The 24,842-nt window shown below is 42.9% G+C and carries 22 protein-coding genes; 16 read left to right on the top strand and 6 right to left on the bottom strand.

Annotated features, from left to right (window positions below; translation table 11 throughout):
* Positions 1–78 precede the first annotated feature (78 nt).
* Positions 79–1,185 (top strand): acyltransferase family protein, encoded by a 1,107-nt coding sequence (locus DESAL_RS13975; protein ID WP_015852628.1) that lies wholly within the window; start codon positions 79–81, stop codon positions 1,183–1,185.
* Positions 1,186–1,394: 209 nt separating this feature from the next.
* Positions 1,395–3,560: a methyl-accepting chemotaxis protein gene (locus DESAL_RS13970; RefSeq protein WP_015852627.1), complete on the top strand. Its 2,166-nt coding sequence runs from the start codon at positions 1,395–1,397 to the stop codon at positions 3,558–3,560.
* 81 nt (positions 3,561–3,641) lie between these two features.
* Here the strand turns inward: DESAL_RS13970 and DESAL_RS13965 are convergent, their stop codons facing one another.
* Entirely contained in the window at positions 3,642–6,137 is a 2,496-nt protein-coding gene (locus DESAL_RS13965; protein ID WP_015852626.1) for a Lon protease family protein, read from the bottom strand.
* A gap of 19 nt (positions 6,138–6,156) precedes the next feature.
* A complete protein-coding gene (locus DESAL_RS13960; RefSeq protein WP_015852625.1) occupies positions 6,157–6,579 on the bottom strand; it encodes an Hsp20/alpha crystallin family protein in 423 nt (140 codons plus the stop codon).
* A 469-nt stretch (positions 6,580–7,048) separates the two neighbouring features.
* Here DESAL_RS13960 and DESAL_RS13955 point away from each other — a divergent pair, with 469 nt between their 5' ends.
* Genes DESAL_RS13955 through DESAL_RS13945 form a run of 3 tightly spaced genes read left to right on the top strand, consistent with a single transcriptional unit; the run spans position 7,049 to position 9,640 of the window.
* Positions 7,049–7,837 carry an amino acid ABC transporter substrate-binding protein gene (locus DESAL_RS13955; protein WP_015852624.1) on the top strand — a complete coding sequence of 263 codons (789 nt, stop codon included), beginning with the start codon at positions 7,049–7,051 and terminating at the stop codon, positions 7,835–7,837.
* A 3-nt stretch (positions 7,838–7,840) separates the two neighbouring features.
* Complete coding sequence (locus tag DESAL_RS20085; protein WP_015852623.1) at positions 7,841–8,875, top strand: amino acid ABC transporter permease; 1,035 nt, start codon at positions 7,841–7,843, stop codon at positions 8,873–8,875.
* Positions 8,876–9,640 carry an amino acid ABC transporter ATP-binding protein gene (locus DESAL_RS13945; protein WP_015852622.1) on the top strand — a complete coding sequence of 255 codons (765 nt, stop codon included), beginning with the start codon at positions 8,876–8,878 and terminating at the stop codon, positions 9,638–9,640.
* Positions 9,641–9,702: 62 nt separating this feature from the next.
* On the opposite strand, the gene DESAL_RS19810 is transcribed toward DESAL_RS13945, so the two are convergent.
* On the bottom strand, positions 9,703–10,290 hold the full coding sequence (locus DESAL_RS19810; protein ID WP_015852621.1) for a TetR/AcrR family transcriptional regulator: 588 nt from the start codon (positions 10,288–10,290) through the stop codon (positions 9,703–9,705).
* A 160-nt stretch (positions 10,291–10,450) separates the two neighbouring features.
* On the opposite strand from DESAL_RS19810, the gene DESAL_RS13935 reads away from it, so the two are divergent.
* From DESAL_RS13935 to DESAL_RS13885, 11 genes are all read left to right on the top strand, one after another.
* Entirely contained in the window at positions 10,451–10,861 is a 411-nt protein-coding gene (locus DESAL_RS13935) for a rhodanese-like domain-containing protein (protein ID WP_015852620.1), read from the top strand.
* Positions 10,862–10,997: 136 nt separating this feature from the next.
* Positions 10,998–11,519 carry a type 1 glutamine amidotransferase domain-containing protein gene (locus DESAL_RS13930; protein ID WP_015852619.1) on the top strand — a complete coding sequence of 174 codons (522 nt, stop codon included), beginning with the start codon at positions 10,998–11,000 and terminating at the stop codon, positions 11,517–11,519.
* A gap of 78 nt (positions 11,520–11,597) precedes the next feature.
* A complete protein-coding gene (locus DESAL_RS13925; RefSeq protein WP_015852618.1) occupies positions 11,598–12,704 on the top strand; it encodes an FUSC family protein in 1,107 nt (368 codons plus the stop codon).
* On the top strand, positions 12,694–13,788 hold the full coding sequence (locus DESAL_RS13920; protein WP_041721901.1) for an FUSC family protein: 1,095 nt from the start codon (positions 12,694–12,696) through the stop codon (positions 13,786–13,788). Before DESAL_RS13925 ends, DESAL_RS13920 begins: the two co-directional genes overlap by 11 nt.
* Before the next feature lie 9 nt (positions 13,789–13,797).
* On the top strand, positions 13,798–14,895 hold the full coding sequence (locus tag DESAL_RS13915) for an AI-2E family transporter (protein ID WP_015852617.1): 1,098 nt from the start codon (positions 13,798–13,800) through the stop codon (positions 14,893–14,895).
* 12 nt (positions 14,896–14,907) lie between these two features.
* A complete protein-coding gene (locus DESAL_RS13910) occupies positions 14,908–16,593 on the top strand; it encodes a P-loop NTPase fold protein (protein WP_015852616.1) in 1,686 nt (561 codons plus the stop codon).
* A gap of 341 nt (positions 16,594–16,934) precedes the next feature.
* The gene (locus DESAL_RS13905) at positions 16,935–18,080 is read left to right on the top strand and encodes a tyrosine-type recombinase/integrase (protein WP_015852615.1); all 1,146 of its coding nucleotides are present in this window, start codon (positions 16,935–16,937) and stop codon (positions 18,078–18,080) included.
* Between the two features lie 29 nt (positions 18,081–18,109).
* Positions 18,110–18,838: a hypothetical protein gene (locus DESAL_RS13900; protein ID WP_015852614.1), complete on the top strand. Its 729-nt coding sequence runs from the start codon at positions 18,110–18,112 to the stop codon at positions 18,836–18,838.
* Between the two features lie 167 nt (positions 18,839–19,005).
* Positions 19,006–19,230 (top strand): helix-turn-helix transcriptional regulator, encoded by a 225-nt coding sequence (locus tag DESAL_RS13895; RefSeq protein WP_015852613.1) that lies wholly within the window; start codon positions 19,006–19,008, stop codon positions 19,228–19,230.
* A gap of 2 nt (positions 19,231–19,232) precedes the next feature.
* Complete coding sequence (locus DESAL_RS13890) at positions 19,233–20,144, top strand: helix-turn-helix domain-containing protein (protein ID WP_015852612.1); 912 nt, start codon at positions 19,233–19,235, stop codon at positions 20,142–20,144.
* Positions 20,145–20,458: 314 nt separating this feature from the next.
* Entirely contained in the window at positions 20,459–20,893 is a 435-nt protein-coding gene (locus DESAL_RS13885; protein ID WP_015852611.1) for a hypothetical protein, read from the top strand.
* A gap of 311 nt (positions 20,894–21,204) precedes the next feature.
* Here DESAL_RS13885 and DESAL_RS13880 read toward each other — a convergent pair whose 3' ends face one another.
* From DESAL_RS13880 to DESAL_RS13870, 3 genes are read right to left on the bottom strand one after another with little or no spacing between them, the layout of a single operon-like run.
* A complete protein-coding gene (locus tag DESAL_RS13880; RefSeq protein WP_015852610.1) occupies positions 21,205–21,939 on the bottom strand; it encodes a hypothetical protein in 735 nt (244 codons plus the stop codon).
* Positions 21,936–22,406, bottom strand: coding sequence for a response regulator transcription factor (locus DESAL_RS13875; protein WP_015852609.1), 471 nt, complete (start codon positions 22,404–22,406; stop codon positions 21,936–21,938). The genes DESAL_RS13880 and DESAL_RS13875 overlap by 4 nt, the downstream gene beginning before the upstream one ends.
* Positions 22,367–24,838 carry a sensor histidine kinase gene (locus DESAL_RS13870; protein WP_015852608.1) on the bottom strand — a complete coding sequence of 824 codons (2,472 nt, stop codon included), beginning with the start codon at positions 24,836–24,838 and terminating at the stop codon, positions 22,367–22,369. Before DESAL_RS13870 ends, DESAL_RS13875 begins: the two co-directional genes overlap by 40 nt.
* Positions 24,839–24,842 lie beyond the last annotated feature (4 nt).

Raw genomic sequence — 24,842 nt, 5'->3', positions numbered from 1 at the left:
ATAGTGGTTGACTTGGGATTAACAGGGGAATAATCAGAGGTTGATTATACAATCGTTTAGTTATGAGGTTTTTGCGTTATGAATCAGCGAATGTTCTTCCTCGATAATCTGCGCGCTATAACAATATTTTTTGTTGTAATACTTCACGTTTCTCTTTGTTACATGAAGTTCGCACCACAGTGGTGGTTTGTTGTTGATCCGCAGCAGAGTATGTTTTTCACCTATGCTGTTATGCTTATTGATGTACCCATCATGGCTATAATGTTTTTTCTGGCAGGATATTTTGCCCTTCCTTCGTTACAGAAGCACAGCATGTCCGGATTCTGGGCAGGTAAATTTAAACGTATAATTATTCCGTGGGTGCTGGGAGTCTTGTTTCTTTCTCCTCCGGCCATGTATATGATCCTGCTTTCGAGGGGTAAGGCCCCATCCTTTATGGAATTCTGGTCCGGTCCGTTCTGGACAACCATGTACAGCCAATCTGTATTCTGGTTTCTTGGATTGCTGACTGTCTTTTATTTAATTCTTAGCGGCTGCTACAAGTCTTTTCCAAGTTTGCAAAGTCCTCCGCGGATGAGCCGCAATCCATCGCCATTGCTTGCTGTCCTTTTCATAGCGATTTCCAGCGGTATTTTTCTGGGCATGAACCAGTTCTTCCCGGTTGATACATGGATTACCGATTACTATTTGATCGTTTTTCAGCCTTTGCGCCTGATTGTTTACCTGCTTTATTTTTGGCTGGGTATCCTTGCTTGGAAACGCAACTGGTTTACCCGTCAGGGTTACAATCCACGTTTATTGCCGTGGTCGATAGTCTGTGTTGTCTCGGCAGTAGTTTATCTTACCTTTAAAGGAATGATGCATGCCCGAGGAACCGAACTGCCGATTCAATTGGGCAATGCGCTTGGCTTTAATGTTTTTGCTTATAGTACTCTCATGGCTGGAGTTGCCTTGTTCAAGGCTTTCGTAAACAGCTCTAATGATTTTTGGAAATCTTTTTCAGCCTGCTCGTACGGGCTTTATATTTTCCACTCATTGGCGGTTTACTACGGAGCCTACTATCTGCTCGGTATGGATGCATCACCATTTATCAAAGCTCCCATCCTGCTGATTGGATCAACACTAGTCTGCTGGGTGCTGACAGTAGCTTTGAAGAAGGTGAAGGGAGTTTCCTCGGTTCTTTGATTGTCCGACCTTTATAGTTTGATTGTTTTTCATTTAAACGCTCAGTCTTTTTTAGACTGAGCGTTTTTTTGTTCAAATTTAATGTGTTTTTTATGACATCTTGATTCATTTTATGTATTTTAAAATGTGAATATCTTAGTTGAATTAAGTCTAATCTTTGCCCGGCAGTATGTCTGCCTCTTTCGGGGTATTAATTAAAGGAGGGGATAATGAATTGGTTTAAGAACTTGAAAATGCTCTACAAAATTTTACTCCCGGTGGCAGTTTTGTTGTTGATATCGTTGGCAAGTATTGAAGTTGTCGCTACATATAAAAGTTCTGCGGCTATTGAAGCTGTTGCGGAAAGGGAGCTCTATGGCCTTGCCGGTACTTATGGCGAAAAAGTGCTGGCTTATGTAGCAAAAGCTCAAAATCAAGCAGAAGGTTTTGCTGAAGCTTTTGGTGGACTTAAGGAAGACAATAAGAATTTGAGTCGAGAAAGTGTTATCGCGATGCTTAAAGGGTTTGTTGCCGGGAATCCTGAATATGTAGGAGCATGCGTCGGCTGGGAGCCAGATGCTTTTGATGGTCAGGATGCAAATTATGCCGGAACTTCTAATCATGACGCCAGCGGGCGTTTTGTTCCATACGTGTACAGAGATGGTGGAGTAATTATGGTTGATCCGCTCGTGGGTTATGATGTTCCCGGAGACGGAGATTACTATCTCAAGCCGAAGGAATTTGGCCGGACATTTATAACTGATCCTTATGTTTACAACGTAGGCGGGAAAGATATTTCCATGGTCAGTATCTGTTCTCCAATTATGGTGAATGGTGTCTTTAAAGGCGTGTTTTGCGCTGATTTACCTATTACCAATATTATGGATCTTGTTTCGAATATCAATCCTTATGAGACTGGATATGCATGGCTCATGACTCCCACAGGAAATTTTATTTATCATCCAAAAAGTGATTTTATAAATAAAAATATTTATGATGTTGCATCTTTTCAAGATGAAGAGGCTTTGAAAAAGGCAATTGAGGCTGGGGATTCCTATTTTGAACTCCGCAAGGCTGCTGCAACTGGGGCTATGTCCATGGTTCAGTATGTTCCGGTCGAATTTTCCGGAACAGGCCAGCGTTGGTACCTTGCGGTAAGTGCTCCCATGGATAAGATCCTGGTCAGTTCGAAAAGTCTGACTAATGATTTAATCCTCATAGGTGTGTTCGCGTTCATCGTGGTTCTGATAGCAATATTTTTTGTTGCCCGTTCAATTTCAAAACCAATTGGAATTATGGCTGATGCAGCGAAAGAGGTCGCGAGTGGGAATATGAATGTCCGGCTTGATGATTCGTTGTTCGGCGGTGAGTTGCTGGATCTTAATGCTGCTTTGCGTGAGATGTTGGTTGGATTGGTTGAGAATATATCCAAATCTGAAAAAATGGCGCAAGAAGCGCAGGAACAAACTGAGAAAGCAAAAATTGCACTTAATGAAGCAGACGAGGCTCGGAGTGAAGCCGAAAATGCTAAGCGGGAAGGTATGTTGCAGGCAGCAGAAAGACTGGCCGGTATTGTCTCGCAGGTTTCCAGTGCAACTCAGGAACTTACCGCTCAGATTGATGAGTCCAACCGTGGTTCTGAGACGCAGCGTGAACGTACTTCCGAATCGGCAACAGCCATGGAACAGATGAATGCCAGTGTGCTGGAGGTTGCCCGGAATGCCGGGGATGCGTCAGAGAGTGCTTTAGAGGCAAAATCCAAGGCGGAAGATGGTGGGAAGATTGTTGCCAATGTCGTTACTGCTATCTCAGAAGTAAATAAATATTCCGAAGAAATGGTTTCAGGACTCGATGTTTTGGGGGGGCATGCTGATGGTATTTCACAGGTCATTACTGTAATTACTGATATTGCCGATCAAACTAATCTGTTGGCTTTGAATGCTGCTATCGAAGCTGCGCGTGCAGGCGAGGCCGGGCGCGGGTTTGCGGTTGTAGCAGACGAGGTCCGCAAGTTGGCTGAAAAAACAATGCAGGCTACTCAGGAAGTGGGACAGGCTGTTCATTCAATTCAATCGGAAACTCGTCGTAATATCGAGAAGATGGGGAATGCCGCAGAGATGGTGGGGTCCAGTACTGAATTGGCAGGCAGGGCTGGTGAAAGCCTTGAAGAGATAGTTGAAATTGTTGAGACTACTGCAGAACAGGTGCGTAGCATTGCGACTGCTTCGGAAGAGCAATCTGCGGCTAGTGAGCAGATCAACCGTGGCATAGAGGAAGTAAATCTTATAGCCAACGATAATGCTCAAGCCATGCGAGAATCTGCAGCAGCAGTTGAAGAACTTATGCGGCTTGGTGAACAACTGACAGGGCTTATTGAGGAGTTGCGGAATTCCTAAGTGTTAGATTCAGGTAAATTAAACCCGGCAATATCATTCATGACATTGCCGGGTAATTCTTTTGAGAGTTGTATATGCTAGCTACTTACCACAGCCGCAAGAACCGCCGCTTTCCTTTTTCTTCTCATCCTTTTCATCATCACTGGCTCCGAAGTTCTTAAGTCCTTCTGCCAGATCGATGAGTCGTTCATTTACCTTCCCGTAAATGGATTCTTCGGGATACTTGCCTTCAGTATCCTTTTGGCCGGCTTCCACTCCGGTAAGGATTTCGATTCCCTGCTCGATATTTTCCACTGACCAGATATGGAATTTGCCTTCGCGGACAGCATCCACAACTTCAGTGCGCAGCATGAGGTCTTTGACGTTTGGTTCAGGGATCATAACACCCTGATTCCCGGTCAGTCCGGCATGTTTACAGCAGAGGTAGAATCCTTCAACTTTCTGGTTTACGCCGCCGATGGGCTGGACTTCACCCTTCTGGTTCACTGATCCGGTTACGGCAATGTCCTGACGGATGGGTACTTCCGCAAGGGAGGAGAGCAGGGCGTAGAGTTCAGTGGATGAAGCCGAGTCTCCGTCAATACCGCCATAGGATTGCTCAAATGCAATACTTGCGGTCAACGAGAGCGGCTTGTCCTGTGCAAACTGGCGGCGCAGGAAGCCTGAAAGGATAAATATCCCTTTATTGTGAGTCGGGCCGGACATATCGGCCTCACGTTCAATGTTAATGATTCCACCCTTGCCCATTGCAGTTACAGCGGTAATGCGTGAAGGCTTACCGAAAGAGTAATCGCCCATGGAATAAACTGCCAGACCGTTGACCTGTCCGGTCACAGCACCATCTGTGTCAACGTAGATGCTGCCGCGGTCGATCATTTCCTGCAACCGTTCTTCACTCTGGTTTGAACGTTTGCGGTGGGCTTCAAGGGCTTGGATAACATGTTTTGCCCCAACAGCAGTGGAACCGTTGCGCCCTGCGTAGTAACTGGCTTCGCCCAGTAAATCTGCCAGCAGCGGGAAGGCTGTGGTGATTTTTTCCTGCCTGCCGGACATACGTACGGCCTGCTCAATGATGGCAGCTACACCTGTACGGTCAAAGGGCATCAGGTCGTCTTTTTCCACCATGCGGCTGATAAAATTGGATACTGAGTTGATAGCATCCACGTCACGGTCCATTGAGGTTTCAAAGTCGGCGCGGACCTTGAAAATCTTAGGAACATCAGGATCGTAATGGCGCAGTAACTGGTAAAGATAGGGATCGCCCAGAACCACTACTTTTACGTCCATGGCGATGGGTTCCGGTTTCAGGCCGGTGGAGGATATGAAGTAATAGGGATCAAAGGTCTGGATTTCAATCTTTTCTGTCTTGAGTGAGCGTTTGAGAGTAGGCCAGACGCCCGGCTCTACAATGGCGTCCATGAGGTTGATAACCAGATAGCCGCCGTTGGCCTTGATGAAAGAACCGGCTTTGATCTTAGTGAAGTCTGTGCGCCAGCCGCCGTGCCTGTCCATAACCCTTTCAATGGAGCCGAATAGGTTGCGGTAAGTGGGGTAGGCTTCAAATATCACCGGAGGACTGTTCTGTTCAGTGTTATCCACGAGCAGGTTGACTTTGTATGGATGGAGGATGGTGTCCGCCTGCGGTGGCATGAACATCATGCCGCCTTCTCCAGCTTGCGGCTTTTTGCCGATCATACGCAGGGAATCAAGTTCATCGCTCATGTTTTCCAGCATGGCGTCAAAATACTTGATTACTTTTTCGTCACTGTATTTTTCGCGCAAAGGGGCGATAAGGTCCTGTGCGAGAGTCATGAACATGAGTTTGTCCACATCTTCGCTCTTTTTCTTTACTTCTTTTTGAAGTTTGCGAACCTGAGCCAGAATATTATCAATTTCTTCCTTCAGTTCTTTTTGCTTTTCCTTAAGCCTTTCAAATTCATCGCGCGGGAAGCGGCCTTTATCTACCTTTTCTTCCAACTGGATCATGCGAATCGGTTCACCGTCCACCAGCGGAACAACATCAGGACGCTGGAAATGGCCCATCTGCATATTGACGATAACCAGACCGGAATCCTTAACCTTATCTTCAATGCCCTGAAAGAATTCACGGGTCTGCTTTTCGTGCATTTCAATGATTTCATTTTTGCGGGCCATATATTCCTGACTTTCAAAAAGCTGCGGAACTTCGCGCTTGATGCCTTCCAGAAAGTCATGGATATCCTTTTTGAATAATGCACCTTCTCCAGCGGGCATGCGGATCAGGATTGGTGATTCAGTAGACTTGAAGTTGTTAACGTAAAGAAGGTCATCCGGGCTTTTGTCTGTTTTGGAAAGCTCGGTGAGCATCTTTTTTACTGTGGCCTGCTTACCTGTATTGGCAGGTCCGGTAACGAAAATATTGTAGCCCTTAAGTCCCATACCCATGCCGAAACGAAAAGCTTCGACACCACGACACTGGCCGATAATTTCATCTTCATGTTCAAGGTCAGCAGTAGTGTTGAAAGGAAGTTCTTCCGGGTCAAGGGTCCACCTCAGTTTATCAAGCGGCAGTTCTCTATCTTTCAGGATGCTGGTCATGGAGGTCTCCGGTCTGGTGCTATTCAGATGTTATGGAAATAACCTTTTGAGGTTTGATTACGCATTTGTTGAGTACAATTTTAAGTACTCCATCTTTGAAGGTAGCGCTTACATTGTCAGGGTCCACCCGGCAGGGCAGAGGAAGAGTCTTTTTGAAATGATTTGTTTGGCGTCCTCCCTCAAAGGTCACCTTTTTTTCTCCGGAAATAGTCATGGAAGTTTCAGTAACTTTAACTTCAAGGTCTTCGGCATGAAATCCGGGCATGGTGGTACTCACTTCAAGAGCGTCACCATCCTCTCTCATGCTGGTTTGTGGCGTACAATCAATGATTCCGCAGACGGAAGGGATGCCGTAATCGTGGCAAAGGCTGTTGAAAAGCCTGTCCATATCGGTCTTTAATCTTTCAATTTCTCGGCTTCCCCACGAAGTAAGGTTTGGCATATGCAGTCTCCTTGTTAGAACAGGTGGGAATATCAGTTAAATCCACGCTAACACATAGGCAAAAAGTTTAGCAACCGCTTTGTCAGACGGTTGATAAAGCTCCATCTGCGGCGCCGCTACGGAAAAGGTTGAAACTCACGTATGTTTAATACGCTTCGTTCCACCCTTTTTCTTGCGCCTTGCATCTGGCACTTTCTTAGCCGGCTGGTGTTGTAAAGGTGGTTGTATTTGTAATAACCGAAATTTTGATACGTGAATTACACATTTTTACGGCATGATCCTCACATTTTTGACAAAAAAGGGAGTCTAAGTTCTGTTTTTAAGGGGTTACAGTCTTGCATGTTCCTGCTTCATGAGCTATTCGGTTCATCGCTTCTTATTTTAAAAAGGCAGAATGGAAGCGTTTTCCGTAACGGCCTTTTTAAATGTTGCAGGAGCGGAAATTTACATTTTCTTTTAGGAGTGACGCATGAAAAGGGTATTAGTTCTCATGGTTGCAATGATGCTGGCATTCGCAACCACCGCAATGGCTGGTGACGGTTCTCTCGAAAAAGTACAGAAAGCAGGCAAGCTTGTAATTGGTCTTGATGACACTTTTGCACCCATGGGCTTCCGTCAGGATGATGGAACTCTGGTTGGTTTTGACGTGGACGCAGCTGAAGAAGTTGGTAAGCGCCTCGGCATTAAGATTGAATGGCAGCCCACTGCATGGTCCGGCGTTATCCACTCCCTGAATGCAAAGAAATTTGACTGCATCTGGAACGGCATGACCATCACCCCCGAGCGTGAAAAAGCAGTTTCTTTTTCCAAGCCTTACATCATGGACGGCCAGATCGCTGTTATCGCTATGGGCAACAAGTCCATCAAGGCTCACAAAGACCTCGGCGGCAAAGTTGTCGGCGTACAGAAAGGTTCCCCCGCTCTTGAGGCTGCTAAATCCCTCAAGCCCGCTCCCAAGGAAATCCGCGAGTACGACACCAACGTTAAAGCTCTGCTTGACCTCGAATCCGGTCGTCTTAACGGCGTAGTTGTCGACAACATTGCCGGTCGTTACTCCATGGCTCAGCGTCCTGGTAAGTACCTTGCGCTTCCCGGTTACATCACCAGCGAAGCTTTCGGTATTGCTTTCCGTCAGGGTGAAGATTCCCTGCGCGCTGCAGTGCAGAAGACCATCGACGCTATGATCGCAGACGGAACAATGGGTAAAATCTCCCGCAAGTGGTTCGGTGAAGATGTCACCAACCCCGCTAAATGGTAAGAAATGATTAATTCAAATAATAAACTCGGAAAGAGCGGGGCGCTTGCCTCGCTCTTTCTGCTGTTTGCACTTCTGATTTTTCCGGCTGTATCATCAGCCGCTGTTGACGCTGACGCACTGCTCAAGCAGGCCCGTGATGCTCTGACCGTTGGTCAGATTGATCAGGCTCAGTCTTTGTTTAAACAGGTTCCCGCACCCGGTCCTGAAGGGGATGACGGGCAGTTTGTTTATTCTCGTATGCAGCTGGCGCGCATCAGCTATTCCATGAAAGATGCGGGCAAGGCCCGCGAATTCGCAGAACAGGTTGTTGCCGTTTATCCGGACAACGTTGAAGCGAAAAATTTCCTGACCTCTCTTGACCGCGAGACTAAACCTGAATGGCAGAAGACCCTTGAGGACTGTAAGCGATTCATGCCTAATCTGCTCAAGGGTGCGACAATGACCCTCGTGCTGGTCTTCTTTACCATGATCGTTTCACCCATCGGCGGCCTTTTTATCGCCCTTGGCAAGATCAGCCGCATGCAGCCTTTTATGGCTATCAGCTGGTTTATTATCTGGTTCTTTCGCGGTACACCGCTCCTGCTGCAGCTCTTTTTTATCTATTACGGTCTGCCTGCAATCGGCATTACCCTTTCTCCGCTGGCTGCGGCACTTATCGGTCTGGGTATTAACTATTCTGCGTATCTTGCTGAGATTATCAGGGCCGGTATCGAGTCCATTGATGACGGCCAGACCGAAGCAGCAAAAGCGCTGGGTATGACTTACGGCCAGACTATGCGCCGGGTTATTATTCCGCAGACATACAAGCGGATCATCCCGCCCATTGCCAACGAATTTATCGCATTGATCAAGGATACCGCGCTGGTTTCCACCATTGCCATGGTCGAACTCATGCGTGCTGCGGACCAGATGTTCAATGCTTACTTTAACGTAACCGTGCTGGTAATGGCTGCTGTCATCTACCTTATTTTTACCTCCGTATTTACTTTCTTCTTCGAGAAGATAGAATACAAGGTCGGGGTATACGAGAGGCGCTAAATGGAAACAATTTTAGAACTCAAGAAAATCGTCAAAAAATTCGGCAGTCTTACTGCGGTCAACCATATCGACCTCAAGATTGCCCGTGGCGAGAAAGTGGTTATAGTCGGTCCCAGCGGATCCGGTAAATCCACCTTGCTTCGGACTATGAACTTCCTCGAAACCATTGATTCCGGGGAAATCCAGTTCGAAGGCAAGCCCTGCGGCTACATATATAAAGACGGTAATCCGGTGCTGGATTCCCAGAAGAATCTCTGTGCCCTGCGTTCCGAGATCGGTATGGTTTTTCAGCAGTTCAACCTTTTTCCGCATATGACTGTTCTTCAGAACGTTATGGAAGGGCAGGTGACTGTGCTTGGCAAGTCCAAGGAAGAAGCCCGTGAGGTTGCGCTTCAGATGCTGGAAAAGGTCGGTCTTTCCGACCGTGCCACCGTTTATCCGGTAACCCTTTCCGGTGGTCAGAAGCAGCGTGTAGCTATTGCCCGCGCGCTGGCCATGAAGCCGAAGATGATGCTTTTCGATGAACCCACTTCCGCTCTCGACCCGGAACTGGTCGGTGAAGTGTTTGATACCATCCGTTCTCTGGCTGACGATGGCATGACCATGGTTATCGTTACCCACAACATGGGTTTCGCCCGTGAAGTTGCCGATACCGTAATCTTCATGGAGACCGGGGATTTTGTCGCTAAGGGAGCTCCCGCAGAATTCTTCTCTGCTGAGAGTCAGCACCCGCGAATCAAGGAATTTATGGATAAGTTACTCTAATTTGGGTTCAATCTGCATAGTGTATAAAATAAATCCCCCGGCTCTTTGAGTCGGGGGATTCTTTATTCTGCTACACTTTCCCGTATAACTGCTCCTATTAAGCGCTGCACATGGTCGGCCAGTTCCTCGCCTGAAATCTCCGGGAATGTCCCTTTCCATGTCATGAAGGTCATTCCGTAAATTCCTGCAATGCTGCTGGCAGTCACCGGGAATGGGACGCTGGATGATGTGTTGGCGAATGTCTTTTCAAGACCTGTTTGAATGCTCTTACCCAATAAACTGACAACTCCACGCATGATGTAATCGAGATCGGCACCAATATTACCGGCAATGGAGGTTTTAGTGGCTTGGGAGTTCAGGTGGGTATCGAACATCTTACATATTATTTTTGCTGAATGTCCTGCAAGCCAGTCTTCCGGCGAATGCAATTCTTCAAAGATCTTTGCGAACATGTCTCCGTGAAGATCGACCATCACGTCTGCTTTGCTTTTGAAATGGCGATAAAAAGTAGAACGTCCTACATCTGCCTGTTCAACAATTTCTCCGACTGAAATTTCTCCGTAGCTTTTACTCCGAAGCAACTTCTGCAAAGCTTCTTTGATCTGCTTGCGGCTGCGCTCTGACTGTCTTTTACCTTTTATATTGGTCATTTTTTTGCTCTTTAGCGGGGCAAATATTTAATTTTGTCCCAAGCGGGACAAAGTTCGGTTGTTTGTTTCTTGTTTTCGACGATTTCAGCAATAGAGTGGCCCTTGTTTAGTGAAAGGGTTCATCAAATGTTTAAATCAGTCAACGAAAACGAGGATAGTTATGAAATTGGTTTGGAATAAGCAGGAATTACCGAATAAAGGGTGGTGGAAACTGACCCGTAAATATGTGGTTTCAAAGTTCAGAAAGCAGACTTATGGAGTGATTGATTCATCTGAGTTGGAAGATTTGCTCAATTCAGAAAAGCAGCTGACAATAGTTGATTGCAGGCTTGAGGATACATATTGTAAATTCGGACATATCCCCGGAGCTGTTAGCTACCCAATTACTTTATTTGAAAATGATTGTCCGGAAATTGAGCGTGACAGGCAGTTGGTTGTGGTTTGTTACTTCGGGTTTGTCTGTCAGCTGGCAGCACGTAAACTGGGTGCGCAGGGGCATAAGGACGTTCTTATTCTGAAAGGTGGAATGGATGCGTGGAATATAAAAAACAGGCCGCTTGAATTACTTTAAAGATAAAAGTTCTTTTAAACGTTTAAAATTCAGATAAAGATCGTAATATCTTCCACAATATTGCGGTCTTTTTTTGTGCAATTTTATGGTATCTGATGATATTCAATTTTAAAAATTAAACCATAAGGAGCATCTCATGAAATTGAACGGCCAGCGTGTCCTGATGTTTATAGATAATGTTTTTGAGGATATGGAACTTCTTTACCCGTACTATCGCTTGATTGAGGAAGGTGCTGAAGTGGTTGTTGCCGGACCGGAATACGGTGAGGTCTATACCGGCAAGAATGGTTATCCTTTCAAATCTACAGCAGCTATCGATGATATGAATGCAGATGATTTTGATTTGCTGGTCATAGCAGGCGGTTTTGCTCCTGATAAATTGCGCCGCGATCCTAAGGTGCTGGAGTTGACCCGAGAAATCCATGAGGCTGGCAAGGTTGTAGCTCATATATGTCATGGCGGCTGGATTCCTATCTCTGCCAAAATTATGAAAGGCTACAAATGCACCTCCACCCCCGGAATAAAGGACGATCTTGAGAATGCAGGGGCTAAATGGGTAAATGAAGAGGTCGTAGTTGATCGTAATCAGGTTTCATCACGCAAACCGGACGACCTGCCCGCATTTTGCCGCGAGATAATTAAGCTGGCAGCCAAGTAGTAAAAAATATTACTTTATTATGAAGCCTCGCCGCGTTATATGCGGAGCATAATAAAAGTAGAGGGCCGCCGGAGGCAAATGCATAAAATAATCTCAGAGTTTTACAGAATCTTCATCAGGCCGGTTGATCCGGGTCTGTTCATGACCAAGTACGCGGCAAAATCTATTTGTGCCTGCCTTGTGGCATTGCTGCTGGCTTATCTGGTGGGCATGAGCACAAAGTTCCTGCAATGGTCGGTTTACGGCTCCATGGTAGTGGTTGTGTTTCGTGCAGGTAGCACCCTTGCCAAGCGTAAGGCTGTGGCCCGCTGTTTGGCTCTTGCGGTAATGTGTCTTGTGCCTGTCTCAACCGTTGTCGGTAATTATTCCTTATTGTTGGAAGTGTATCTTTTTGCGCTGGCCTTTGCTGTATTTTTTGCTCCGGTTTTAGGAGTGGCAGCCGCAACTGCTGCCATCGGCACACTTATCGTTAACCTGCTGGCTTTAACCTCTCCGGATACGTTTCTGGTGGGGATGGAACGGTCAGGAGCGGTGCTTTTTGGTGCTACTGTTTCTTATCTATTTATTTTTTACCTCTGGCCCATGAAACCGGAAAAAGTTCTTACTCGCGCCGGGGCTGTTGCTTTGACTGATATCGGTGATTACTTCCGCGCCGTGGCCTCATCTACAGGCAGCAAGGATGATTTAAAAGAGATTGCTGAAATTCATGAGCGGTCTGTAGAATCCGTGCGCCGTTATCGTAGATTCATGGAAGCTATTAATGTGGACCCGGTCAAGGAATTGGGTAGCTATGAGGGCCCGTCTGCTTTGTACGCATTGCTGGTGCGGATGATTGAGGCCGTTGTAGGGTTGTCCAATAGTCGCCAGTTTGCCGAACACAGTCCTGTTTTCAAGGATATGCGTTTTAAATTCAGCGATATTGCAGGGCGCAGTTCCGTGGCTTTTGACGTGCTGGCGGCAAACCTGTCCACTGGCAGGGGAGAGGTTGATCTGCGAGGTATTGACGAAGGTATTGCTGATCTTGAAAGTGAATTGCTTCGACTGGGTGCCTACAAGCGTGACGACGGTTTGCGTAATGAATTTCTCGAAGCTTGGGGAGCCATCTACGGGCTGCGTAACCTGAGCATGGAGTTCGCTGAAATGAGCAAACTCTGCTGCAAAGGAGGGGCCTGCAGTGTTCGCTGATGCTCTTGCTACCCTGAAAAAGGAATTCCGCTGGGATTCAGTGCCTTTCCGTCATGCTCTTAAGGCTGCGGCGGCAATTACCTTTGCCATTGTTGCCGCCCGTTTTCTGGAACTTCGCCATGCGGTCTGGCTGCCTATCAGTGTGATTGTGATCATGCGTCCTTCAGTTGGCGGGACATTGCGTATCGGCTGGAAGCGGCTTTGGGGTACAGTCATTGGTGCTGCTATCGGGGTTGGCATTCTGTTTCTTGAGCCGGGTACCCCCGTTCTTGCGGGATTGATTGTTCTTTCCTTTTTTCTGATGATTCTAGTGAGAGTCTTCAGCTATACCGTATTTTCCTGCTCCTTGACTGTGGGGGTAATCCTTTTGCTGGGAGTACTCTTTACTGACGGCTGGCAGTTCGGGCTGGAGCGCATTCTGGATACTGTTCTGGGCGTAGTTATAGGTATTGCTGCTTCCTTCGGGGTCTGGCCTAATATGGCCCGTAAAAATCTACGTGCGAAAATGGCTAATCTGGTTGAATTGCAGTCCACGCATTTTAAGATTCTTTCCGAATCATATCTGCACGGCGGAATAACTGAGGCCAGAATTGTTGAGACCCGAATTGAAGCTTCCAACATGCTCGACACCTGCGCAGAGTCCTTTCGCGAGGCAGCGGCAGAACCGGGATTGCAGGGTTGGCAGCGGAGTGAATTGACTCGCCTGATCCGCACTTTCACTCGAATGCACAGTCTGCTTATGACCATGTCGACCATTATCCGCCGGGGATACGGAGGTCCGTTGCCGTCCATTGCAGACGGAATGTCCGAGGTGCTAGGCGCAACAACTAAGTATTATGAATGGCTTGAATGTTATTCTCTGAATCCTGAGGATTGCCCTGAGGAGCCTGATTTTGATAAGGCTATCGATAACTTCATGGGGGCCGTCGGGGATGCCCGTGTCAGGGGTGACTTTGAAGACGTACCTCTTGAGCGGCGTAACAATATTTCTGCATTCATCTGGAACATTCGTGCCCTTGGCGGTGAAATCCGCAGAGCCGGAAAACGAATGCATGACCTGCGCTACGGGCGGGATAGTAATTAGGAGATTTTTATGATCAACGATAATACCCCTTATACTTTTGACCGCGTAGTGCGTTTGCTGCTTATTGCGGGATTCATTTGGGTTGCAATCACCCTGCTGAATACCTTGAGCGCGGTACTGGTTCCTTTTGCGGTAGCTTTGACTCTTGCTTACCTGCTGAACCCGCTGGTTAATTTTGTCGGTCGATATATTAAGAACCGTACAGCTGCTGTATTGCTTACCCTTCTGACCTTACTGGTTCCGCTGGTCAAGATTTTTTGGATGACGGTGCGTACTGTCGGGATTGAAATGAAACAAACCGGGGTAATGCTGGCAAGAATGGTCAATGATTCTGCTGTAGCGCAAAGGGCGGCTGAATATATTCCAGAGGACCTCTGGCATACAATAGTAGATCTGGCTAAGCAGGAAGATGTGCGGTCGTTTCTTACAGAGTCAGGCCTTACGGATATGCTCAAGGTCTCGGCCCAGAAAGCCTTGCCCGGAATTTGGAATATTGTAAGCGGGTCGGCGCACACTCTTGGTATGCTGGCCGGATTGTTTGTGATCTTTCTTTATCTTGTGTTCCTGCTTACTGATTACGATAAGCTCGGCAAATGGAGGGAGCAGATTCCTTCCAGATACCGCGAGCGGGTAGCATCCTTCGTAGATGATTTCACCAACGTCACCAACCGTTATTTTCGCACGCAAGCTCTAATTGCACTGATCATCGGTTGCTTGTTCTCGCTGGGATTCTTGATCATTAAATTACCGCTGGCGATCCTTCTCGGAATGCTTATCGGACTGCTGAATATGGTTCCGTATCTTCAGATAGCCGGATTAATCCCGGCCTTCCTGCTGGCGGCAATTAATGCACTGGCAACTGGAGGTAATTTCTGGCTGGCTTTGGGCGGGGTAGGCGTAGTCTTTGCTGTCGTTCAGGTGCTACAGGACGCAGTGCTTGTCCCGCGTTTGCAAGGTGAAAGCATGGGATTGTCCCCTTGGATGATCCTATTGTCGCTCTCCATCTGGGGACAGTTGCTCGGCTTCCTCGGGCTGGTAATGGCCCTGCCGCTGACCTGTATGGCTCTTGCTCTTTATCGCCAATGGGTGATGGGGCAGGGGGAATGAAAGGATAAAACTATGACAATAAATGAATATAAAAAGCAACTTAAAGCCTTAGTTGATGCAGATAATGCTCAGGTGATTGTTCTGAAAGGTGAGTGGGGATGTGGGAAGACGTATTTTTGGAATGACTTTGTTGAAAATGATTTTGATGAAAAGGAACAAGAGCGATTTGTTTATGTCTCATTGTTTGGGCATAGAAATTTTGAGTCGTTGCAAAATAATATATTATTTCAAGCTTTTTCAAGAAATGAATATATAGATAAAATTTCTGGTGTTCTGAAAAATATTAAAACTAGCATTAGTGGCGATGCTGGTGAGTTTGGTGGATTTACTATTGGCACAGGTATTCTAGGTAATACTTTATCTCTGTTTAAAAAGAATAGTTTGTCTGGTTTAACCATTTGCATAGATGATTTTGAACGTAAGTCTGATGAATTGAGCTATTCTGAAATTATGGGTTTTGTGTCTAATTTGAAGGAAAGATTTGGCTCAACAGTAATACTTATTATGGACGAAGAAAATTTAAGGGATGAAGGAGGCTGGTACTCTCAATATAGTGAAAAAGTAGTAGATTGTGAGTTTAAGTATAATCCTTCGCAGGAAGATATTATTGATAAATTGTTAAATAAGGTTGAAAATAAATATAAAATAGGAATCCAAGAAGCATTTGGGCTATACCATAGAAATAATCTACGAACTGTAAAGAAAGCAGTTAGGAATGTTAGTTTTGTCTCACAAATGATCGGGCCATGTAATGATTGGCGTTCAAGTTATATAGCATACAATATTTCATTGTTAACGATTGTATACTGTGGCTTAGGATATGAAGGATTAAGTAAGTTGTCTTACTTTGAGCTTCAAAATATGAATGCAGAAGAAGAATTTAGTCAATCTATGGTAAAAGAATACGCTTATGCTTATGGAACTAGGGTTTCAGAGCATTTTGCGTGGCACAATTTTTTGTGGGAATTTATTCATACTTCTCTTTTAGATTTAGTTAAGTTTGAAAGCCTTCTAAGTGAGCGAGAGCTTGAGAAAGAAAAAGAAATTAAATATAGGCAAGTGTTCGATATATTGGATCAATATACATTTGATTTGTCTAAGTCGGCGGAAGAGTTTATTGAAGAATTGACTAGTGCCATAAACGGTGTTGGTTATAATATATTTGAGTATACATCCTTTGAAAATATTAATTATTTGTTTTCTGTGTTTAAAGAGTTTTCTGATGATGCAGATACGCTCTTTCGGCAATTTAAAATGGATTATATTAGGGATAGAGTTTGTGAGATAGATGGGGTGGAGTCAGCGAGGAAGTTTAAGTACTGTGAGACTATTAGTTCTATTTGTGCATCAGATATTAAGGTTAAGGAATATTATGAAGCAGAATTTGGTAATAAAATTAATGATCTTTATACACTTAGTTTATTTAAAGAGCGTTTAAAAGAGGTCCAAAGCGCGAGAAGTTGGGGAGACTTTGACGATAAATATTTTGATGGAGTGAGAGTTGAGTTACTGAGGAAATGGTTTCAAGAAGATCCTGAATTTGTTAAAATATCGATCCAGTTTGCAAGAAGTCACTCTCAATCTGATGCCTTTGTTGAGCTTCGTGAAAAAATAACCAGAGCTTTTGTTGAGCTTAAGGATGAGCTTGGGGAATGGAGATTTAATAGGATAACTAAATTATCGAATAATTCGGTTTAGTTTTCTTGTATGAAAAACCCCTCGCAATAAAAAATGCGGGGGGTAATTTTTTTACTTCAAAAAATAAAAGCCCCTTACGATTAATCGTAAGGGGCTTGAATTATCTGGTCGGGATGAGAGGATTTGAACCTCCGGTCTCTGCGTCCCGAACGCAGGATTGATTACTTTTGACTGAATTTTATTTTCTTTTATGTGACTTTAAAGACTTTGAAATTATTGATTAAAATTGACAGAAATAAAAAAATGAGTTTTATTGACTTCGAAAGAAATTGGTCAAATTTGCGCTAGTTGTTAGCAATAGGTTAGCAAAAATTAGCCTCCAATTATTTGAAAAGGTCAATATGAGCAAAGCTAAATCGAGCCGAAAAAAATTAGTGAACAAGAATAGGTGGCCCGGTGTTTATTCTTATGAAAGCCAGCAAAAGCGTTATCAGGGAAAGCCGGACGTTTGCTACCACGTTGCTTATCGTATCGATGGCAAACTTAAGTGGGAGAAAGTAGGTTGGAAGTCTGAAAAATACACCCCACAGATTGCCTCGGATATTCGTTCTGATCGACTTAAGAAGGCTAGGCATGGTGAAGCCGTCAAAACGCACAAAGAGTTGCGCGAGGCAGATCTCAAGGCCAATATCAGATTGGATGATATTGCCGATGAATATTTCAAGGTGCGCGGTGAGTCTTCACAGGGGGCCAAAATAGACAAAGGTCGCTATGATAACCATGTTTCCCCAGTGATAGGTTCAAGGCCAGTTAGGAATTTATGCCAGCTTGATATGGAGCGTATCAAAAAGAAAATGGATGGCATGTCTGCTGCTTCTATATGGGGAGGTCTTGAGATCACCCGCCGTATAATCAATTTTGGTTCAAAGAACGGTCTGTGCGAACAGTTGGGATTTACTATCCAGATGCCCCGACGAGATAATGAAGTTGTCGAATATCTTACCTCGGATCAGTTGAAGCGTTTTCTTAAAGTGCTTGAAGAGTGGCCCTCTCGTGATGTGTGCCGAATGCTTAAAATTGCGATGTTCACTGGTATGCGGAGAGGTGAAATCTTTAAACTTGAAGATAGAGATTGTGATTTTCAGCAGTCGCTAATTTTCTTACGCGCTCCCAAGGGCGGAAAGAGTGTTTCGATTCCAATGAATGGCGTTGTTACGGATTTGTTGCTTGATCAAATTCAGTGGAAAAATGAGACTTTTCCTGAGTCTGAGTTTGTCTTTCCCGGCAAGAAAGGTGCGATGAGAGTAAATTGTTCAGCAGCTAATAGGATCAAGAAAAAGGCTATTCTTCCGAGAGAATTCCGAATTTTTCATGGATTGAGACACCATTTTGCCGTGACTCTGGCGAATTCTGGTGAATTTTCGCTTGATATGATTGGTGAATTGTTGACCCATAAAGATTCATCCATGACAAAGCGGTATGGGCAGTTTTTGCCAGATACTAAGAAGCAAGCCAGCAATCGAGCCGCTGAGTTGTTGTGTGGATAAAATTGTACTTAAAGAAAAGGGAGACGTAAATGCCTAATTTCCCATTAGTCCATGATCAGTTGATTCAGGATGATCCCGGGCTTAATTTTATAATGTCAGTAGACTTAAGTTCCATTATGCTTTTCCCTAGTCCCGAAGATTTGACGCGTTTAGGGCACTATAGGGCTAGGTGTTTATTGAAGGCAGTGCCGTTTTTAATTGAACAATGTGAGTATAAAGAACGGTACATAGACGGTGTGCTTATGACTCTTGCTGAAGACATGTACGGGACATGGGAAAATTTTACTTTGTTTGTCTTTCCTGAAAGTAAAAATATCATTCCAGATAATTTTCTTGATTCTGCAATTCAAAAAGGCAGAATTGCAGGTATGATTTTCCAACGTGTCATGTATGAGAATATGGGCATTTCTGAAGCAGCTTCAGATATAATATCAAGAGCAAACGATATAGAAATGATTGGAGAATACGGTGGGGATGTAAAGAATATTGTTAATAACATTTGGCGCCCTAGAAAAATTGTTGCTCATTGGTGGGCAGCTTTATTGAATTTCGAAGTTACTAAACGTGGAAAAGATTATATGGCATTAGATACGCTGGTTCCTAAAGATCGTAAATCATGTCTCAAGAATGGATTAGTAGGATTTGTTTCAGTTGTTAATCAGTATTATTCGGAAGCTGTGGAAAGAGGGGTGGTATATAAACGATCGCGAAGGAAGTTAATTGACCCCGATAAAGCTTGGAGAATTGTTCTTGTGTAGGTCAATTGTAGTTTTGTTTTTTAAACTAGCCTTTTTTGAAGGCTAGTTTTTTTTTGTCCTGATAAGCTAGGAAGTGTTTTCTGAGACTTCAATAATTCAGAATATTGTAGACTGAACTTAAATAAATTTTATGATCCAGCTTAATTAAATTTTAAGGAGGATTATAAATGTCAAAACTAATTAATACGGTTGAAGCAGCTTTGTTTTTAGGACTCAGACCAGGAACATTAGAGGTCTGGCGGTGTCATGGGAAGGGGCCGCGCTATTCCAAAATAGGTCGGCGGGTTATGTATGAAGTTAGTGACTTACGGATGTTCGTCGAGTCTGCCAAAGTTGAAACTACCGACTCTTATGACAATTATGGGCTGCAGAGCGTAAGAGGAGGGTGTTAATTGTGATCGTAAAAAAAAATATGGGAGTTAGAAAAGCCGCCAAGCAAGATCTAACTCCCAAGAAGCATCAACTACATGTTGATGGTAATTTAATCCACTTTCCTTCATCCCTACCCAAAAAGCAAGCGCAGACATGTTTTGTTTTTGTGCCATTAAGAGACTTTGGGGCAACGATAATTGACTTTATTCGCCAGCAGAAATTGCTGACGCATTCTGAAAGGTCTGTTTGGCGTGAGCTGGCTCTTTTTGCTGGATATGACGGCAAGTGTTTTCCTGCTCAATATAAAATTGCAACACGTGCTGGGATTGATGAGCGTACTGTTAGGAAAGCTCTTTCGGGTCTCGAGCAGAAAGGTTTTGTTTTGAAAAGGAAACCAGAAAGGCAACGAAGTTGTTCCTATTTATTATTATTTCATTCAATATTTTTGAACCTGCCGTTGGGGCCAGTTAAAGAGGGTGGTAGGGCCGCCCAAAGTGGAACAAAGGGCCTAGCAGACCAGTCTATTGTTCCTACTATACCAAAAGACCCAAACAGGCCTCGAACAACCAGAACAAAAAGTGATGGTTGTTGTGCTCCAATCTGTTCAGGTGAATTGTCTCAAGAAATAGAAGACATGATTTGGTCCGTTGCGCAGGTTAAAGATAAACCTGCAAAGTGGGCATTTGCCGTAAGGGAGAGGTTTAGAAGAGGGAATGGCGATCTTGAGGTTCTTAAGAAGGAAGCTGAGGAAAGCAAACTTAGTTCCGGATATACCTACGCTGATTGGGATAAGTGGCTGTCTGAGTTGATCCTTAGAGATGGAGCTGAAAAGTTTAGCTCAGTTATTACGCAATTTCAGGGAACTCACCTAATGATCAGAGATGTTCAGATACCAATCGAATATATACATAAGTATATGGAGACAAGGCGTTGAAATATCGGAGTATCCTTTCTGTTTTATTAAAACAATTTGTGGAATAGAGAGGGGTTCTGAAGAGGCTGACATTTATTGTTTCGTGAGGAACAAGTTAAATGATGGGATGACAGCGATGTCATCCCATTAATACTTTTAGTTAGGGCCATAAATGAACTATGCTACATGCTAGTAGTGACCTTAATTAAATTTTTTTAATAAAGATTTTTCTTATTAAAAAAAAATGAGCAAAATTTAATTAAGGATATATAATTAGAATAAAGTTAACTGAGATTAATACAATTTCATGTCTAGGAGAGGAGGGTGTTAAAGCATTGATTCTTGATATTCAATACGAAAAGAATTTGATCAATAAATTGTTTGAAGCAACATTCTGTTTAGGTCAGCTTGAAAGTCTCTTTCTTTCATATAATTTCAAGAGTATTTATCCTTTATTAATGAAGAAGGAGACACTTTTTTCTTTTATGTTAGATAACTGCAATATTACTTTGGATGATTTGCTTGGTTATGAGGTGTGCGATGTGTCAAAGTATGACGCTGACTTAATTATGGCTGCAAATTATATCAGGGTATTGAATTTAGGATTGTCCAAGCTAGAGTCTGGGGATGAATTGTCAGTAGATTTGATTCGCAGCATGCATTCAGAGCTTTTTATCAGTAAGGGAGTGGGGGAATATAGAGTAGAGAGTAACTTGAAAGATATTGTTAATTTTATTCAATTCAAGTGTAGTGGTTCATACTTGATCTGACAGTCCGCCTTTTTGATGGGACCGAAATTGTCAGTTTAGTTTAAACTTTGGACCTTATCGTTTCAGAGTTCTTTCCCATAAGCATAGTTGCAAGTGGTATTCGACCGCAACTAGACTTGTGGTTCTCGTTGAACACGTTACCCTGTTTTGATTGTTCTTTAGTATTTCAATACTAAGGGAAAGCCTGTTCTATTTCAAAGATAAATTTCATATCAATTTGGAATTCTTGTACTTAAGGTGAATTTTAAAATAAGCAGATTACTACATGTAATGAACATCTATGTTTTTCCCGTTACTATTGTTGTTCAAAATTAATTAGGGCGGTGACTATATAGCTGTATAGCCATGTTACTGTAATTTGGATATTGCCGATAAAAATTAGGTAAAGCTTTAATTATTTCCCAATCGCTTCTGTCGAGCATTGTTCGGCCTTGAGGACAATTGCAAAGTGTTTGTATCTTGTGGTCTAGAGGACAGTGTTCAGTCATTTCTTCATAGAAACCAATTATCATTTCTAATGTTAGTAATTTTTTTCTATTTCTTTGTTCATTAGGGGCTAAAAGTTCACGTGTGTACATTGTTAAGTACTTAGCAAGTCTTCTATTTTTGCGAACAACTAATAGCATTCTTTCTACTTTAGCTATCTTTTTGTCCAATGTTTTAGACTTGTATATGTCTTTTAGTGCATCTCGGGCTGATACAATTGCAACCCCTGATAAGAATGTCAATACAAGAGCAAAAATGCCAATAGCATTTTGAAAGGCTCCTCCTTGTCCTGTGTTACTAAATATATTTTTGATTGGATCAAAAGATAATGAAATAGCTAGAGCATATAGTACGGCTGTGAATAGACTTTTACATGGGTTTTGTTGAGATATTTTATATATAATGTTGTATGTTTTAAATAAACTTATAATTAATTTGTTTTCGGAAGATGTATGAAGAGGAATTTTTCCCTCTCCTGTAGACTTGTGAACTTGGACTCCAATAAAAAGTAGGAAGAACGCTAACCCAATTGTAAGTGCTTCACTGTTAAAAAGTATCATTTCTTGTCCTGATCTACATAGGTTTCATATATTTTTTCGACAAGGTCGATCGGTGCAAGGTCAAATTTGTCATAGACATTTACATCCTTTTCAAATTTGTTTCTCCAATATGAATTTGCCACAACGGAATAGTAGCAGTAACTAATGTTTATTTTTGACTCACACAGATATAGCCCTAGTACTTGTGCTTTGTTCGTCGTGCAATTATCCCCCATTTCAAGGATATAATTCTTTAATTCAGTAGGAACAGTATGCAGGTCTAAGTCAAGAATTATAAAATCAATGTTGTTTTTGTTTTTGTTGATGCTTTGATAAGCCTCTTCGATAGACTTTACTCTTGTTAGTTTGCAACCTGCTTCAATTAAGGCATTTTCATATTCAGCGGTAGTTAAAACTTCATCGTCAGCTAAAAGTATATGTTTGCCCTTTAATTTGCCTTTGATGTGACTTCTAATTGAAGTGGCCATGTTACCCTCGCTTGTACTCTTTTGTTTTTTGTGTTTTCAACGCTAACTATTCCACCACACATTTCAACAAGATGCTTGGCAAATGAAAGACCTACGTGTGCTCCGACATTTCCAGACTTGTTTCTAGGGATAATATGTGATTGAAATTTAAGTTGATTTTCTTCCTCTGACATTTGCCCAGGGTTGTTGATAATAACCTCTGCTGTTTTTTGATTCAGTATTATTTGAACATCAATAGTTGCTTCTGTTCCTCCAAATTTTATAGCGTTATGGATCAAGACCCTTAGGATTCGGTAAAAATATTCTTTGCCATGAAGTGAAATAGAGCCAAGTTCTTTGTATCTTGAACAGTAATGTATGTTTTGCTTGTGCCCTTTAGAAAGCGGTAAATATAGCTTAAAACAATCATCGATTGCTTCATGTAGCAGAAATTTTTTGGAAGTGTTGATCCTTATATTTTTATGCAAGTCAAGAAAGTTTTGGCATAAATCATGGCCATGCTGTAAAAACATTAAAGGTGCTGAGTATTCTTCTGGGTTGTGCTTGGCTCGCACGTCAATAGGCGTTTTTGCTCCCCATAAACAGCCACCAATTTCATGCACTAAACTGTGCTGCCACATTTTTTTGTTATATCTAGAAATTAAAAATTGAAGTTGTGGGGTAACAACTGCTGCAAAATCTCGTGAGATGGAAGAAAGTTTTTCGCTGAAAGCGTATACTTCATCGTGTAGAAGTATCAAGCAGGCTATTGTTTGTTCGTTTATCTTATGTGGGATTGTAATTGAAGATCCAATTTTGTTTAAACATTCAACTCCACGTTCTAGATGGTCTCTATTGGTATCGCCTCCGAGACCATATTTAGTTACTTTAGTTAAGTCTTCGATAGTTATGCCAGAGAATGGTTTTTCGGGATTTCCGTCAACTGTGTCACTCCAATGGAAAGGGAAATTGCAATTAGATTTCTCAGGAAGTCTGCACTTTTCAAAAAAAGATAAACATTCAACTTGTTCATTAATTGCCACAATAGTCACAATAGGCATCTGTCCCCATTTGACAATCAAAATTCCTTTTTCAGCTTTAGACATTTCGCAAGCAAGCTTGACATATGTCTGGAAAAAATACTTTGCTTCCTGAATTGGGGCAAGGGCGTCTAAAGCGTCTCTAATGCGTTCCCATCTTTTCATTAAATCTTTGCGGTGATTTTTTTCTTCAAGATCACGTAAGTCTTTGAACACAGGTCTGAAGAGGGGGGCAATTTTTTGTACCTGTGTGTCGTCAATATTTGTGTCTTTTTCAGTATTTGTTTCTACCTTTGTGGGGCGTGCTATGCTTTTTCGATCAAAAACAAAGAGTCCCTTAACTTTAAAGGTCATATTCGTAGAATCTTTTTTTAGAAAAGGGATTAGTAGCCAGTCTTGTACTCCCTTGCTGTCAATGATTTTATCAAAGTAATCTACATCGTTTAGCTGGTTTTGCGGCAGTATACTGTAGATCAATTTGTTATCGTTAGCGTCTTTTCCTTCAAAATTTTTAACCACTTCTAGTAAAGAACCGTTTAGAGCTTGCCATGGGGCAGGTACGGTTGTTTCTTTGTGGTTGCAGTAGCGTAGTGTTATTGTTCCTTGTGAGCCAGACACATCTCTTAGGTCGTAGTAGCGTCCTCGTGGGAAACCATATTCAGCTAATGACCTTAAAAAATTAATAATAAAAAATTTTCGTTGATCATTCGGCTTGCTTTTTGAATCAACAACAGATTGAATGTAAAACCCTTTTTTTTTGGCAGGAATTTGATTTATTGTAAAAGCTCCAACCTCACCTGACAGAGGGCATGTTCCCCAAAATTCTCTTTCGATAGTTACGCTTTTTATTCTGTTAGGGTTGCGTCCTGCAGAAAGATGTGTTGGATCTGGTTTATTAAATGGTCCATTCCAGTTGTTTGTATAAATTACTTCATTCTCGTCATTAATAATTCTATAGCATGTATTGTTGTCGTCCAGGTCAGGAGGGACAATGCCTTCTATTTCCTCTCCATCACTTTTAATAAATAGAAGAATTTGTTCGAATGTTGTTGGCTTTGCTAACCATTTGTTTTGCACATTACTCGTGATTCTTTGTAGCTTGTTAATTGCAGGTGATGAATTTCCAGTAATTATCCATATTTTGTTTTTTATCTTATCAAATGAATTGGTCCTTTTAATGTTTTTCAATAAACTTAATGCAGAAATTGGAACTCCATTTTTTTCTCCCAGGAATTCATCTAGTAGTAATACGCAGCTGGGATTGTTGATTAGATACTCGCTTATTCTATCATATTTCCATATTTGTGGATGTCTAACTGTTAATCCGTAATGATCTTGGAAGTATTTTGCCATCTGTTGACGGAATTGAATGTCGTCATCAATAATAATTATGTCTATTTTTTGATTGCTCATGGCT

This window comes from Maridesulfovibrio salexigens DSM 2638, from assembly GCF_000023445.1.
GTDB lineage: Bacteria > Desulfobacterota > Desulfovibrionia > Desulfovibrionales > Desulfovibrionaceae > Maridesulfovibrio > Maridesulfovibrio salexigens.
Note: the sequence above shows the minus strand (reverse complement) of the source record. Positions and strands in the feature narration are given on the sequence as shown.

Bases quoted from the DNA above. Each gene is read 5' to 3' on its own strand.
- DESAL_RS13975 (WP_015852628.1), top strand. From the start codon at position 79: ATGAATCAGCGAATGTTCTTCCTCGATAATCTGCGCGCTATAACAATA.
- DESAL_RS13970 (WP_015852627.1), top strand. From the start codon at position 1,395: ATGAATTGGTTTAAGAACTTGAAAATGCTCTACAAAATTTTACTCCCG.
- DESAL_RS13965 (WP_015852626.1), bottom strand. From the start codon at position 6,137: ATGACCAGCATCCTGAAAGATAGAGAACTGCCGCTTGATAAACTGAGG.
- DESAL_RS13960 (WP_015852625.1), bottom strand. From the start codon at position 6,579: ATGCCAAACCTTACTTCGTGGGGAAGCCGAGAAATTGAAAGATTAAAG.
- DESAL_RS13955 (WP_015852624.1), top strand. From the start codon at position 7,049: ATGAAAAGGGTATTAGTTCTCATGGTTGCAATGATGCTGGCATTCGCA.
- DESAL_RS20085 (WP_015852623.1), top strand. From the start codon at position 7,841: ATGATTAATTCAAATAATAAACTCGGAAAGAGCGGGGCGCTTGCCTCG.
- DESAL_RS13945 (WP_015852622.1), top strand. From the start codon at position 8,876: ATGGAAACAATTTTAGAACTCAAGAAAATCGTCAAAAAATTCGGCAGT.
- DESAL_RS19810 (WP_015852621.1), bottom strand. From the start codon at position 10,290: ATGACCAATATAAAAGGTAAAAGACAGTCAGAGCGCAGCCGCAAGCAG.
- DESAL_RS13935 (WP_015852620.1), top strand. From the start codon at position 10,451: ATGAAATTGGTTTGGAATAAGCAGGAATTACCGAATAAAGGGTGGTGG.
- DESAL_RS13930 (WP_015852619.1), top strand. From the start codon at position 10,998: ATGAAATTGAACGGCCAGCGTGTCCTGATGTTTATAGATAATGTTTTT.
- DESAL_RS13925 (WP_015852618.1), top strand. From the start codon at position 11,598: ATGCATAAAATAATCTCAGAGTTTTACAGAATCTTCATCAGGCCGGTT.
- DESAL_RS13915 (WP_015852617.1), top strand. From the start codon at position 13,798: ATGATCAACGATAATACCCCTTATACTTTTGACCGCGTAGTGCGTTTG.
- DESAL_RS13910 (WP_015852616.1), top strand. From the start codon at position 14,908: ATGACAATAAATGAATATAAAAAGCAACTTAAAGCCTTAGTTGATGCA.
- DESAL_RS13905 (WP_015852615.1), top strand. From the start codon at position 16,935: ATGAGCAAAGCTAAATCGAGCCGAAAAAAATTAGTGAACAAGAATAGG.
- DESAL_RS13900 (WP_015852614.1), top strand. From the start codon at position 18,110: ATGCCTAATTTCCCATTAGTCCATGATCAGTTGATTCAGGATGATCCC.
- DESAL_RS13895 (WP_015852613.1), top strand. From the start codon at position 19,006: ATGTCAAAACTAATTAATACGGTTGAAGCAGCTTTGTTTTTAGGACTC.
- DESAL_RS13880 (WP_015852610.1), bottom strand. From the start codon at position 21,939: ATGATACTTTTTAACAGTGAAGCACTTACAATTGGGTTAGCGTTCTTC.
- DESAL_RS13875 (WP_015852609.1), bottom strand. From the start codon at position 22,406: ATGGCCACTTCAATTAGAAGTCACATCAAAGGCAAATTAAAGGGCAAA.
- DESAL_RS13870 (WP_015852608.1), bottom strand. From the start codon at position 24,838: ATGAGCAATCAAAAAATAGACATAATTATTATTGATGACGACATTCAA.